The organism is Virgibacillus sp. Bac332 (genome assembly GCF_003667785.1).
Classification (GTDB): Bacteria; Bacillota; Bacilli; order Bacillales; family Amphibacillaceae; genus Virgibacillus; species Virgibacillus salarius.
The window spans coordinates 4,008,421-4,020,564 of record NZ_CP033046.1 but is presented as its reverse complement, the minus strand read 5'-3'; the positions used below and the strand labels follow the sequence as shown (position 1 = coordinate 4,020,564).

The following is a 12,144-nucleotide window of genomic DNA, read 5'->3' as shown; positions in this document are numbered from 1 at the left end:
ATGGCGGTGTCTTTAAATACATTATTAGAACGTTCTATTCGTAATATGGGTAGTGGTATGAACCAAGTTGTTAAGGAAACAGCACTAGAAGTCATCAAACGGTCATATAAAGAAGGAATATACGTCCAAATATCTGATGGCTACCGTTCACACGCAGAACAACAAAAACTATATAATCAAGGGCGCACAACTAGTGGTAATATCGTAACAAATGCAAAACCTGGGCAATCATTGCATAATTATGGACTAGCTGTAGATTATTTCATTGTTAGCGATGATGGTCAAAAAGCTATATGGACAGTTAATGCGAAGTGGAAAAGAGTTGCAGCAATCGGTAAGTCGTTAGGTTTTGAATGGGGTGGGGATTGGTCTAGCTTTAAGGATTATCCTCATTTACAAATGACTGGTGGTCTTACTTTATCACAACTACAAGCTGGTAAGCGCCCAAAACTTACAAGTAAAGTAGACGATACCATTACAGCCCCAGATCAAAAAGTAGAGTCCGAAACAGTAACAAACTGGATCAAGGTTACTGGTGATTGGAAAGGACAGACGCTTAGAAATGGTCAATATGGGAAGCCTGTTAAACAATTACAAACGATGCTATCTAAAAACGATCCTCCATTCTATCCAAACAAAGGAGCTAAAAACAACGGTATTGATGAATATTATGGAGACGACACAGAAGATGCAGTAGAACGTTATCAATCTTACTATGGGTTGAAACGGGATGGATTGGCTGGTAAAGAGGTATATGGATCCTTAAAAGAGAATGAACCAAAAAGTAAGTCTAAACCTAGCCAAGCTAAAGGTACCGTTCATTTACCTGCATCTGCAAAGACCTGGAGAACGTACAAGCTTAATGTTAAACCTGTAAAGAAAAATAGCGATTGGAGCCTTACTCCTGCTAGGTATGGTGGATTGACTTATAAAATATTAGATAAACCATATCCAGATGTAGTCACTATAAAGACTGGAAGAGGTAAGCGTAATATTTATGTTGGTTCCGGTACTAGTGCTGTGATTAAGTAAGCCTTATGCTAGCAAAAAATATGTAAAAGTGGAATAAAAAAATATAGCCCTCAAACACCATGAGGGCTATTCCTCTATACTTTTTCTTCTTTCTTCTATTAGCTTTTTAAATTCCTCTAAATCCTCTAGCGTAGCTTGATTACGAACAAAACTCCTTGCCCTGGATCGATTACTTAAATACTTTGCTCTTTCCTTATTTTTTTCTTGCCAGCGTTTATTTGCCTCTGTTTGATTGCTCATTATTTAATCGCTCCTTTTCCGCTTGCAGCTTTTTCTTTTTCTGTCTCAAAAAAGCATAGCGAACTGCTAACAATGCTATAATGATCCAAATAGTTACCAGTAATATTTTCATTGTATTTGTGGTATACTTAGGTGAGAGGGAAGGGGATTATTTCCCCCTTCTCATTCTCTTTAATTCTTGCCTTAGCTTTTCGATTTCTAACTTCGATTTTTGGTTGGTCAGCCAAAGTTTATTTAAAGTTAGAATCGATATTGCTAAGGCTATTATTTTTCCTAAGTCCTCCACATCCTCACCTCCTTTCTATACTCTTATTATACTATGCGTAGTATAATAATACAAGCCTTTTTTACCATTATTTCTATTTTTTTCTAAGTAATTTATCCTTGAATAAGAACGTTAGTTCGCATATAATAAGAACAAACGTTCTAAAGGTGGTCTTATCATGAAAGGATTACTTAATCGTTCTGTGGAGAATAAGCAAAAAATCATTATCTTTTATATAGATAGCAATAGCGATGTTACGGAGCGTTATATTCGTGTGCTTGAAGTGAATGAGAAGAGTATTCTGGCTTATTGTTACTACCGTAAAAAAGTGAGAACATTTAAGTTAGATAATATCCTTTCAGCTGGATCAGTACGGAAGAGAGCTATGTAAAATAACCCCGTCCTTAGTTGGATGGGGTTATTTAAATATCTTCTTTATTGTTTTCCCTGCCGCTTTACCAGTTACACGTCTACCTACCCGTTTTCCTACTTTTCCTTTTCTTACAGCATCAACATCGTTCCATATTCGTAAGAATTTATAAATGCTTGATTTAAGGCTCATGATATCATTCCCTCTACATGAATTTCTTACAGTATATAATAGGAAGAAACTCGACACAAATCAGCCTATCATGTGAACAGGAGATCCAGTATGGGGTACTGCCTTCCCACCAACGGCAATAACTACACTTTTCGTTTGTACTTTTGTACCGTCTCTTAAAATGACGCTGTGGTTATTTTCTTCATAATGAATAGCTTTAACAGGCGTTTCTAATCGAACTACCACGTTAAGGTCATCCAATTGTTTTAGTAATGCGTTCACCACAGTTTTTGACTGATTAGAGACAGGGAACATTCTTCCATGGTCTTCCTCCTTCAACGGAACATCTAATCCTTCAAAAAATTCAATAATATCATAATTATTAAAAACGGAGAAAGCACTAAATAAAAATTTTCCATTTCCTGGTATATGCTTAATGACTTCTTCCTGAGGTAGACGATTCGTTACATTACATCTGCCGCCACCTGAAATAGCAAGTTTTTTTCCTAATTTCTTTCCTTTTTCTATTAAAAGTGTTTGTGCACCTGATTCAGCTGCAGCAATTGCCGCCATTAACCCTGAAGGTCCACCACCAATAACAATTACATCATAGGACAATTTTTTTCATTCCTTTCCGTATGTATATTAACACGATAAACAAGTACAAACAATTATCGTTTTCTAATTGCAGATCTCCCATACAATATGTGAAGAAATTAGTACAAATGTAAGTTGCTCAGTGCCTATATCAGTGTAAAAAGATGGTTGTATAGTCATATATACATAAGTATAAACCTTTAAATGTGATAAAATAGTCCATATGATTCTTTTTATCTAATAAGCAATTTCGTTATAATCAAATAATGAGTGTTTCGAAATTTATATCAAATGTAAATAAATGCAGGTGAAATAATGTCAAATATTGTCCGAGGAACGATGTTATTAACGGGAGCTTCTTTTTTATCTAAATTCTTAGGAATGATATATGTTGTTCCCTTCAACGCTTTAGTAGGTCCAAGTGGTGGTACGTTATTTGCTTACGCATATACACCGTATAGTATATTTATTAGCCTATCGACAGTTGGTGTTCCGTTAGCGGTGTCTAAATTTGTATCAAAATACAATGCGGTTGGAGATTATGAAACGGGTATGAGAATGTTTCGAACCGCTATGACTATGATGATGGTCACTGGTATATTTGCGTTTTTAGCAATGTTTTTCAGCGCAGAGTGGTTAGCAAGTGGAATGATTACTAGTGATGACCCAGCTAATATTACTGTCTCTGATGTTGCCTTTGTCATACGTATGGTAAGTTTTGCTTTAATAATTATCCCAGTTATGAGTATTGTCCGAGGTTTTTTTCAAGGACATAATTCCATGGGGCCTACTGCAATATCACAAGTAATGGAGCAAATCGTACGTATTGTGTTTCTTTTAGGTGGCTCATTTATTATTTTAAAGATACTAAATGGATCCGAACTAGCGGCGGTTGGCTTTTCAACCTTTGCTGCTTTTCTTGGTGCAGTAGCTTCATGTCTCGTATTGTGGATTTATTGGAATAAAAGAAAATCTCATCTATATAAACAAATTGAGCAGCAAACATATTCATATGATATACCTAAGAAAGATCTGTTCTTAGAACTATTTAGATATGCAGGACCATTTGTATTAGTAGGATTAGCTATACCATTATATCAATTGGTTGACCAGTTTACTTTTGAACGGTCTATGGTAGCAAGTGGTAATAAGGAAATATGGGAATTCACATATTCTGTAATCAACTTCTATGGTCATAAATTGGTCATTATTCCGATAACACTTGCTACTGGCTTGTCACTTGCCATTCTTCCTGAATTAACCAAGTCATATACACAAAATAATTCGGAGTTATTAACGAAACAAATTAACCAGGCCTTACAAATTATTATGGTACTTGTTATTCCAGCTGTTGTTGGTCTTTCATTACTTTCAGATGAGGCATATGGAACATTATTTGGAGAATTAGACAAATTAGCTATTTCAGGTCCACTGTTAGCATGGTATGCACCAGTGGCTCTGTTCTTCGCATTATTTAGTGTAACATCATCAGTACTACAAGCGATAAACCAACAGCGTTTTGCAGTTGTTAGTTTGTTAGCAGGACTACTTGTTAAGGTGCTTTTTAATATACAACTTATTTATGTATTTGGTGCTAAGGGGGCCATTTTTGGAACAGCTTTAGCTGCCGGTATAGCGGTCAGTTTGAATCTATGGCGGATACGTAGTTCGATTGATTTTTCTTATAAGCAACTAATTAAACGAACTATCTTAATTGGAATCTTTGCCATTATTATGAGTGTTTGCATCCTCATACTCAAAGCGTTGTTAGGAATGGTGATTCCTAATGGAAGATGGGGGCTTGCGATAATTCTTACCATTTGTGTTATCGTTGGTGGTAGTGTTTACTTATGGTTCGCTTATCATTCGACATTACTGGAAAGAGTTTTAGGAAAACGAGTACGTGTATTGGATAAATTATTTCGTAGATAGGAGGAGGACTAATGCGACTTGATAAATTGTTGGCCAATACTGGGATTGGTAGTCGAAAAGAAGTGAAAGTGTTGCTAAAGAAAAAGCGCATTACAGTAAATGATACTGTGATTAGAGATGGCGGCAAACATATTAATCCCACTATGGATCAAATAAAAGTAGATGGTAATACGGTTCACTACAAACCAAACATCTATATCATGATGCATAAACCTCCTGGAGTAATCTCTGCAACTGAGGATAAACGACAAAAAACAGTGATCGACTTATTGACAGATGAGTTTCAACATTATAAGCCATTTCCTGTTGGTAGATTAGATAAGGATACAGAGGGGTTATTATTACTTACAAATGATGGAGACTTAGCCCACCATTTGCTTTCACCAAAGAAAAAGGTTGATAAGGTCTACTACGCCAAGATTAAAGGAAGGGTAACGGAACAAGACCATATCAAATTTAGTAATGGCATTCAATTAGAGGATGGCTATATGACTATGCCAGCAAACCTAAACATACTTCAAACGGATGATATCTCTGAAGTAGAAATTACAATTACAGAAGGAAAGTTTCATCAAGTGAAACGGATGTTTCAGGCTGTTAATAAAGAAGTTATTTACTTAAAACGAAAACAAATGGGAAGGCTAAAGCTGGATGATGCTTTAAGAGTAGGATCATATCGTGAATTGTCTAAGGAAGAACTAGGATATTGCCTCAGCTTGAAAAAATAATTGGAGGAGTTTAGGATGACTGAACAACCACATTATTTTATTGCCATTCCGCTTTCGACCCATCTGCAAAATTATTTTTCTATGTTGCAGGAAAATTTAATGGAGCAATTATCATATAAGCAATGGCCTCACAGGCAGGATTTGCATGTTACATTAAAGTTTTTAGGGCCAGTAGCCGATAAAAAATTACAGGCCTTAATACAAGTATTAGAAGAGCTTCATTCTTTTCAAGCGTTTAACACACAGGTAGGTGGCGTTGGAGCATTTGGATCGAAAACGCAACCTAGAGTCCTTTATGCGGATGTAGAACTAACTGATCGTCTCAAAAAATTGCAGGAGCAGGTTGAAAAAGCTGTTGAACAGATTGGCTTTTCTAAGGAAAAGCGTGATTTTGTACCGCATATAACATTAGCAAAAAAATGGACAGGTTCGACTGGAATGGCGAAAACATTAGCTACCGTGAAAGCTACATACACAGAAAAACAGCCTTTTCTTATCGATAAAATAGGGTTGTTTCGTATTTATCCTAAAGAAATGCCTAAATATAAAATCGTTGCTAGCTTTAATGGAATTGGAGGTGAGGATTCTGGCTCAATTAATTAAACTTCAGGATTATATCTCACGCTACGAATGGAATGCATATCGTTATCCTAGTCAATTTATCCGACTGAAGCAGGATAATTGGCAAAAGCTGAATGCACTCTGGTTAAAAAGAGAAGAAATGACCGAAATAGACATACATACAACAGAAGAGATCTCTCGCTCTCCTAAATGGAAGATTTGGAAGAAAAAGGAGCAGGTTGAGGAGCTAAATGTGCAGGATGAAACATCTTCATTACCAAATTCTAAGATAGAGTTAAAGCAATTTTTTCTTGATAGACTCCTACAAATTCAGCTGAAATGGGCAACTTCTACTGTAACTGACCTTTCATTCATCGATAAGTCTTATGCGAGTGATCCAGAAATTAAATATTTTCTTCAGCGATTTCCGGATACTTATTTAATTATGTATTATCCTATCTTTAATATTAAAAAAGCACCAGTAGATGGCGAAATTATCCTGATAAGCCCAATTGGTGTTGAAATCATCTATTTAATGGATGAGGGGATAGGAACTACGATAATGGCTGGTGATGAACGAACTTGGACCGTAACAGATGAAGATGAACAACGTAAGGTTTTAAACCCGCATATTCCTTTGAAGCGAACGGAACAAATTGTCAAGAGCGTTCTTAATTATAATAAGATAGATTTTCCCATACAAAAGACAGTATTATCCAAAACGAATAATATTATTTTTTCAGAGGAGCCGTTTCAAACAAAGATTATTGGTAGACAGCAGTACGAACAGTGGTTTCAGGATAAAAGAACCCTTTCTTCCCCATTAAAAAACAGACAGCTGAAAGTAGCAGAGGCGTTATTAAATCATTGTCAAACAACCTCTGTGAAACGTCCAGAATGGGAAGAAGAGCAAACAACCTTTGAATTTGCCGATGATGAGCTTTGATGTGGTAGGATTGATTACTACATGATAAACTATTCACATATTTGTATTTTTGTATAAATATCGATAAAATGTATTATTGAACGCTAAATTTTGAAAGATGTGAGGAATTTATGGTGGACTGGCTGAAGCGAGTTCTAGGTAACGAGTGGCAAGTGACTCCAGCTGGGGGGTTAACTGGAGACGCTTATCTAGCAACGAAGAACGATCAACGACTGTTTTTGAAAAGAAATTCTTCACCATTTTTAGCTGTACTCTCAGCAGAAGGCATTGTTCCAAAGCTAATTTGGACAAAACGGATGGAAAATGGTGATGTGATAACAGCGCAGGAATGGCTTGAGGGTAGAGAATTAAAACCTGCAGAAATGCAACATACAGATGTTGCTGCATTGCTACGGAAAATTCACCATTCATCAGAGTTATTACACATGCTTATGCGACTGGGGAAAAAACCAGTTACATCAGATGAAAGCTATTTAAATATATTAAAGAGATTAGAATATACAGATTTATTAAAGACAAACGAATACGTACAAAAAGCACTGGTATATTTAAAGAAATTATTACCGATCACAAGAGAACAAAAACTTGTGGTTTGTCATGGTGACTTAAACCACAATAATGTTTTACTTACTGATGAAGGCAACCTCTATCTAATTGATTGGGATAACGCATTGATTGCAGACCCAGTGACGGATTATGGTATGGTTTTGAAATGGTATATTCCAAAAGAGAATTGGGATGAATGGCTGCGGAACTATGGAATTACTAGTGATAATCGTCTAATTGAACGGATGTACTGGTATTTATTACTTGATGCTCTACATTATGTTTGTTGGCATGTTGAAAGAAAAGAAATTAGTAAAGTACATGAAAGATTACAGGATTTAAAAGAATTAAACGATCATATTGTTGCATTTAATTTAAATTAGATTGGTGTATTGCATTTATCCAATTATTCAAGTTATCATTATTGGCAGTAATATGCTGTTCAATATCCTGTGTCTTCTCTCCTTCTTTTCCATAATAATGAATTTCTGGAAGTAACTGCATCAGTTGTTTGTCTGTTACATTTGAGTTATTCATAAGAGATTGTACAATTCGTGTTATTTGCTGATATTCAGAAACATTCCCACAGCAGTCGAGCTTTTGTTCGTCTAAAAGGTCCTTCAGTAATGTTAGTTGATTGTTTACGTTTAATGTCATCCTCGATCACCTCAGATCTTAGTATCGTTCATATTTCTTTTTCTATACTTTTAACTACAGAAAGAGAGGAAGAAAATGCGTCAACGAAATAAACCTTGGGCTGATGATTTTTTGCAGGAAAACTCACATATTGTGATACCAAATTCCTCGTCGCATAAAAATAATTGGCATGAACTCTTTGGTAATCGTAATCCTATTCACGTTGAAATCGGCACTGGAAAGGGCCAATTTATTTCAGAGATGGCTAAACAGTTTCCAGAGATAAACTTTATTGGAATAGAGCTTGCTAAAAGCATTATTGTAACGGCGGCTCAAAAAGTAATACTATCAAAGCAGCCAAACGTTTTGTTAGTAAACGAAGATGCTGCAAATATAATAGACTTGTTTTCAGCAAATGAAGTTGCAACGATTTATTTAAACTTCTCTGATCCATGGCCGAAAAACAGGCATGAAAAGCGAAGATTAACGTACCATACGTTTTTAGAAAAGTATCAGGAGATACTAGATCCATTAGGTGAGATTGTGTTAAAAACAGATAATATGGGGTTATTCGAATATTCATTAATGAGTTTTTCACAATATGGATTTGTACTTTCGGAAGTAAATTTAGATCTGCATTCCATTGATGATCCAACAAATAGAATGACTGAATATGAAGAAAAATTCTCGGCAAAGGGTCAACCGATTTATCGTTGCCGTGCTTCAATTAGCAATAAAAATAGGAACTGAGACAAAATAATGAAGCAACAATAATAAACGAACGATGATTAGGTTGGAATTAATTATCGTTCGTTTTTTGGTCAGAATCATTCATTTAGCACCTGAAATAAGCGAGACTCCAGCGGGAACAGCACGAGTCCGAAGATCCACTTGGTAACGTGTTTTTCTTTACCAAGTTAGCTGAGACTGTACCCGGGGAAAGCGCGTATAGTTTCACGGTGCGGTGATGATACTCCTATTGATAACATGATTATTCGTATTTTGAGTAAAGAAGTTGTGTTTTGTCCGATCCTCATAATTATTGTTTAGGAAAATATAAAATTTGCCCATGTGGATCCATATGGGCGTGTTGAGTTGCAGCAGCTCCAGCGCCCAGAAACGAGGGCGACTTCACGAATCACCCTAATCTAAGTCATCATCGGCTCACAAGTTCATCGTGCTTCCTTTATCTCCGTTGACTCGTTCCAGTCACTACCCTTCTAATCGGGCACTTGCTCTTTTGTTCTTGTATGGCGAAAGCACGGACAAAAGAGTTTAATCGAAGAAAAAATGAATAACTGGAAAGGATGAGTCATAGCTACTCTGGAAATAGCGTAGTTGATTGCTCGTCATAAATGAATCGTTCTAATGTCACAAAAAGAAAATAAGATAACGAAACTCCGAGCAAAATAGGCTACTTTGCCTTTGCTTAAATGCTTTATTGTATATAGCATGCTGTGCTGAAATTTTGAAAGCCATTAACGACGCTTTAAGAGATTAGGGACAAGGCAATAGCTTACAATCTGTCATACGATGTCATTTTTTAAAATGATAGCGTTTGCGATTTTGTTCAACGTTTTGCTAAACTAAAACTATAAAAAAGGGGAGATAAGTGGTGGAAAGGCTTAAGGTAGGAAGAGCGACATTAACATGGCTTCAAGGTGGAGTAAATTATTTGGACGGTGGGGCTATGTTTGGTGTAGTACCAAAAGTATTATGGAGTAAGAAATATCCCTATAACAACCAAAACCAGATTGAATTACGAACAGATCCGATTCTAGTAGAAATTGATAATAAAAAATTCTTAATTGATAGCGGTTTGGGCTATCATAAACTAACGGATAAACAGATGCGTAATTTCGGTGTAATGGAGCAATCAAATATAGATGCGTCCTTAGCAGAAATTGGATTATCAGTCGATGATATAGATGCAGTACTAATGACACATCTTCATTTTGATCATGCTTGTGGACTAACAAAGGTAAAAGGAGATTCATATGAACCAGTTTTTAACAATGCAACTATCTATACGTCGAAGCTAGAATGGAATGAAATGAAAAATCCAAATATACGATCTGTGAATACATATTGGAAAAAGAACTGGGAGTCAATAGTTCATCAAGTACAACCGTTTGCAACTGAAATAGAACTCATTCCTGGGTTAAAGATGATTCATACTGGTGGACATAGCGAGGGACATAGTATTATTGTCTTCGAAGACGGCGATTCTTGTTTTATTCATATGGCAGATATTATGCCAACACATGCGCATCAAAATAAATTATGGGCGCTAGCCTATGATGATTATCCGGTTACTTCCGTTCATCAAAAAGAAAAGTGGATGGATATTGGATATGGAAAGCGCGCTTGGTATACGTTTTACCATGACGCATATTACAGAGCCATTAAGTATGACGAAGCAGGTAATGCCGTTGACAAAATAAAACGAAATAGCTAAAAATACACGACACAATCAAAAAAGCTGCACGTATGTTCAGCAGCTTTTTTTGATTAAGTAAGTATCGAGTTGTAACTTGTAGACACCTGTTCTAGGCAGTTTGTACAGAGTCAATAACAGCACCTGTTTCTACATCTACGTAGAATTCATACTGTTTATTTTCCCCATCAAGGTTACGTGTTACACCACCACGATAGGCGCTGTATAGTAGACCGTTTTTCTCTATTTCTTGTGGCTTCATATAGATCCACGAACCACTTATAGGACCTTGTTTTTTAAAGGTTTCTTTCGCTTGCTTTAAAGCTTTCTCCGGGGTTATTTTTTGCATTTGATCAATTTGTTGTTTAGCAATGTACCCTACTGCTACACCTAACCCTGCTGCAAGAACTGCTTTTTTCATACCCATTTCTATTCACCTCTTGCTATTATTTTGAATCTATATCACTAATCTTTACATATGCTAGTATATCGTATTCTAAAAAAAATAGAAAATAATAAAGTGACATGAGCCAATAGTGGAAACAGATAGACAACTTCCGTTATACTATTAATAGTACATAGAAAGCAGAGGGTGGGATTTTACATGAATCAGGAAACGCTAACACTTTTTAAAAATTTAACGGAATTGCAAGGTGCACCAGGCAATGAAAAGCTTGTTCGAGAATTTATGAAACAAGAACTAAGTAAATATGCAGATAATATTGTTCAAGATAACTTAGGTGGTATTTTTGGAGAGAGAAAAGGAGAAGGTCCAACAGTATTGGTAGCAGGTCATATGGATGAAGTAGGCTTTATGGTGACACAAATTACAAAAAATGGAATGATTCGCTTTCAAACATTAGGTGGATGGTGGAGCCAAGTATTACTTGCTCAACGAGTTCAAATTATGACAGATAATGGGCCAATTGTAGGTGTCATTGGATCAATACCACCACATAATCTAACAGATGCACAGCGTAAGCAGCCAATGGAAATAAAGAATATGCTAATTGATATCGGAGCAGATGATAAAGAGGATGCTGAAAAAATTGGAATTAAGCCTGGGCAATCTATAGTGCCGCTAACTCCTTTTACTCCAATGGCGAATGACAAAAAAATTATGGCAAAGGCTTGGGATAATCGTTATGGATGTGGCTTAGCAATCGAATTACTACAAGAGTTACAAGGTCAAACGATACCGAATCATTTATTTTCTGGGGCAACTGTTCAAGAAGAAGTTGGGCTAAGAGGTGCACAAGTAGCCGCAAATATGATTAAACCAGATATTTTCTATGCACTTGATGCTTCACCAGCAAACGATGCTTCTGGAAATAAAGAGGAATTTGGTCAACTGGGAGAAGGGGCATTGTTACGAATTTTTGATCGTTCGATGATCACCCATCAAGGAATGAAAAACTTTTTGCTGGATACAGCGGAAAGCAATAATATTCCATATCAATACTTTATCTCTCAAGGTGGTACGGATGCTGGGCGTGTACATTTAGCAAATAATGGTGTGCCATCAGCCGTTGTTGGGATTTGCTCACGCTACATTCATACGTCAGCATCAATCATTCACGTTGATGACTATGCAGCTGCTAAAGAATTATTAGTAAAGCTAATTAAACAAACGGACCAAAATACATTAGATCAAATTCATCAATCTGTATAATAGTTATAATA

15 protein-coding genes and 1 pseudogene are annotated in these 12,144 nt (G+C 36.1%); 10 read left to right on the top strand and 6 right to left on the bottom strand.

Annotated elements, in window-relative coordinates; translation table 11 throughout:
- Positions 1-1,032, top strand: coding sequence for a M15 family metallopeptidase (locus D9782_RS23890; protein WP_121605504.1), 1,032 nt, complete (start codon positions 1-3; stop codon positions 1,030-1,032).
- Between the two features lie 66 nt (positions 1,033-1,098).
- On the opposite strand, the gene D9782_RS23155 is transcribed toward D9782_RS23890, so the two are convergent.
- Together D9782_RS23155 and D9782_RS23150 are read right to left on the bottom strand one after the other, a co-directional pair.
- Positions 1,099-1,272: a hypothetical protein gene (locus tag D9782_RS23155; protein ID WP_162986457.1), complete on the bottom strand. Its 174-nt coding sequence runs from the start codon at positions 1,270-1,272 to the stop codon at positions 1,099-1,101.
- A gap of 148 nt (positions 1,273-1,420) precedes the next feature.
- Positions 1,421-1,558, bottom strand: coding sequence for a hypothetical protein (locus tag D9782_RS23150; protein ID WP_162986456.1), 138 nt, complete (start codon positions 1,556-1,558; stop codon positions 1,421-1,423).
- Positions 1,559-1,715: 157 nt separating this feature from the next.
- On the opposite strand from D9782_RS23150, the gene D9782_RS19590 reads away from it, so the two are divergent.
- Entirely contained in the window at positions 1,716-1,928 is a 213-nt protein-coding gene (locus D9782_RS19590) for a hypothetical protein (protein WP_121605503.1), read from the top strand.
- Between the two features lie 27 nt (positions 1,929-1,955).
- Here the strand turns inward: D9782_RS19590 and D9782_RS23145 are convergent, their stop codons facing one another.
- Together D9782_RS23145 and D9782_RS19585 are read right to left on the bottom strand one after the other, a co-directional pair.
- A complete protein-coding gene (locus D9782_RS23145; RefSeq protein ID WP_162986455.1) occupies positions 1,956-2,099 on the bottom strand; it encodes a hypothetical protein in 144 nt (47 codons plus the stop codon).
- Positions 2,100-2,180: 81 nt separating this feature from the next.
- Positions 2,181-2,696: pseudogene (locus tag D9782_RS19585) on the bottom strand (aminoacetone oxidase family FAD-binding enzyme); the annotation flags it as partial.
- 294 nt (positions 2,697-2,990) lie between these two features.
- Here D9782_RS19585 and D9782_RS19580 point away from each other — a divergent pair.
- From D9782_RS19580 to D9782_RS19560, 5 genes are all read left to right on the top strand, one after another.
- Positions 2,991-4,607 carry a putative polysaccharide biosynthesis protein gene (locus D9782_RS19580; protein ID WP_026681490.1) on the top strand — a complete coding sequence of 539 codons (1,617 nt, stop codon included), beginning with the start codon at positions 2,991-2,993 and terminating at the stop codon, positions 4,605-4,607.
- An 11-nt stretch (positions 4,608-4,618) separates the two neighbouring features.
- Positions 4,619-5,335, top strand: coding sequence for a pseudouridine synthase (locus D9782_RS19575; protein ID WP_026681489.1), 717 nt, complete (start codon positions 4,619-4,621; stop codon positions 5,333-5,335).
- A 15-nt stretch (positions 5,336-5,350) separates the two neighbouring features.
- A complete protein-coding gene (gene thpR, locus D9782_RS19570) occupies positions 5,351-5,938 on the top strand; it encodes an RNA 2',3'-cyclic phosphodiesterase (RefSeq protein ID WP_026681488.1) in 588 nt (195 codons plus the stop codon).
- Positions 5,901-6,842, top strand: coding sequence for a hypothetical protein (locus D9782_RS19565; protein WP_080668686.1), 942 nt, complete (start codon positions 5,901-5,903; stop codon positions 6,840-6,842). The genes thpR and D9782_RS19565 overlap by 38 nt, the downstream gene beginning before the upstream one ends.
- A 110-nt stretch (positions 6,843-6,952) precedes the next feature.
- Positions 6,953-7,771: a phosphotransferase family protein gene (locus tag D9782_RS19560; RefSeq protein ID WP_026681486.1), complete on the top strand. Its 819-nt coding sequence runs from the start codon at positions 6,953-6,955 to the stop codon at positions 7,769-7,771.
- Here the strand turns inward: D9782_RS19560 and D9782_RS19555 are convergent.
- Complete coding sequence (locus D9782_RS19555; RefSeq protein WP_026681485.1) at positions 7,758-8,045, bottom strand: YtzH-like family protein; 288 nt, start codon at positions 8,043-8,045, stop codon at positions 7,758-7,760. The genes D9782_RS19560 and D9782_RS19555 overlap by 14 nt on opposite strands.
- A gap of 75 nt (positions 8,046-8,120) precedes the next feature.
- Between D9782_RS19555 and trmB the strand changes: the two genes are divergently transcribed.
- Together trmB and D9782_RS19545 are read left to right on the top strand one after the other, a co-directional pair.
- The gene (trmB, locus tag D9782_RS19550; RefSeq protein WP_026681484.1) at positions 8,121-8,774 is read left to right on the top strand and encodes a tRNA (guanosine(46)-N7)-methyltransferase TrmB; all 654 of its coding nucleotides are present in this window, start codon (positions 8,121-8,123) and stop codon (positions 8,772-8,774) included.
- Positions 8,775-9,639: 865 nt separating this feature from the next.
- The gene (locus D9782_RS19545; RefSeq protein WP_026681483.1) at positions 9,640-10,482 is read left to right on the top strand and encodes a YtnP family quorum-quenching lactonase; all 843 of its coding nucleotides are present in this window, start codon (positions 9,640-9,642) and stop codon (positions 10,480-10,482) included.
- Between the two features lie 91 nt (positions 10,483-10,573).
- Here the strand turns inward: D9782_RS19545 and D9782_RS19540 are convergent, their stop codons facing one another.
- Positions 10,574-10,888, bottom strand: a complete 315-nt coding sequence (locus D9782_RS19540; protein WP_026681482.1) for a PepSY domain-containing protein — start codon at positions 10,886-10,888, stop codon at positions 10,574-10,576.
- A gap of 177 nt (positions 10,889-11,065) precedes the next feature.
- Between D9782_RS19540 and D9782_RS19535 the strand changes: the two genes are divergently transcribed.
- The gene (locus D9782_RS19535; RefSeq protein WP_026681481.1) at positions 11,066-12,133 is read left to right on the top strand and encodes a M42 family metallopeptidase; all 1,068 of its coding nucleotides are present in this window, start codon (positions 11,066-11,068) and stop codon (positions 12,131-12,133) included.
- Positions 12,134-12,144: the final 11 nt, after the last annotated feature.

Bases quoted from the DNA above. Each gene is read 5' to 3' on its own strand.
- D9782_RS23145 (WP_162986455.1), bottom strand. From the start codon at position 2,099: ATGAGCCTTAAATCAAGCATTTATAAATTCTTACGAATATGGAACGAT.
- D9782_RS19555 (WP_026681485.1), bottom strand. From the start codon at position 8,045: ATGACATTAAACGTAAACAATCAACTAACATTACTGAAGGACCTTTTA.
- D9782_RS19565 (WP_080668686.1), top strand. From the start codon at position 5,901: ATGGAATTGGAGGTGAGGATTCTGGCTCAATTAATTAAACTTCAGGAT.
- D9782_RS19535 (WP_026681481.1), top strand. From the start codon at position 11,066: ATGAATCAGGAAACGCTAACACTTTTTAAAAATTTAACGGAATTGCAA.
- D9782_RS19540 (WP_026681482.1), bottom strand. From the start codon at position 10,888: ATGGGTATGAAAAAAGCAGTTCTTGCAGCAGGGTTAGGTGTAGCAGTA.
- D9782_RS19590 (WP_121605503.1), top strand. From the start codon at position 1,716: ATGAAAGGATTACTTAATCGTTCTGTGGAGAATAAGCAAAAAATCATT.
- D9782_RS23890 (WP_121605504.1), top strand. From the start codon at position 1: ATGGCGGTGTCTTTAAATACATTATTAGAACGTTCTATTCGTAATATG.
- D9782_RS19580 (WP_026681490.1), top strand. From the start codon at position 2,991: ATGTCAAATATTGTCCGAGGAACGATGTTATTAACGGGAGCTTCTTTT.
- D9782_RS19560 (WP_026681486.1), top strand. From the start codon at position 6,953: ATGGTGGACTGGCTGAAGCGAGTTCTAGGTAACGAGTGGCAAGTGACT.
- trmB (WP_026681484.1), top strand. From the start codon at position 8,121: ATGCGTCAACGAAATAAACCTTGGGCTGATGATTTTTTGCAGGAAAAC.
- thpR (WP_026681488.1), top strand. From the start codon at position 5,351: ATGACTGAACAACCACATTATTTTATTGCCATTCCGCTTTCGACCCAT.
- D9782_RS19575 (WP_026681489.1), top strand. From the start codon at position 4,619: ATGCGACTTGATAAATTGTTGGCCAATACTGGGATTGGTAGTCGAAAA.
- D9782_RS23155 (WP_162986457.1), bottom strand. From the start codon at position 1,272: ATGAGCAATCAAACAGAGGCAAATAAACGCTGGCAAGAAAAAAATAAG.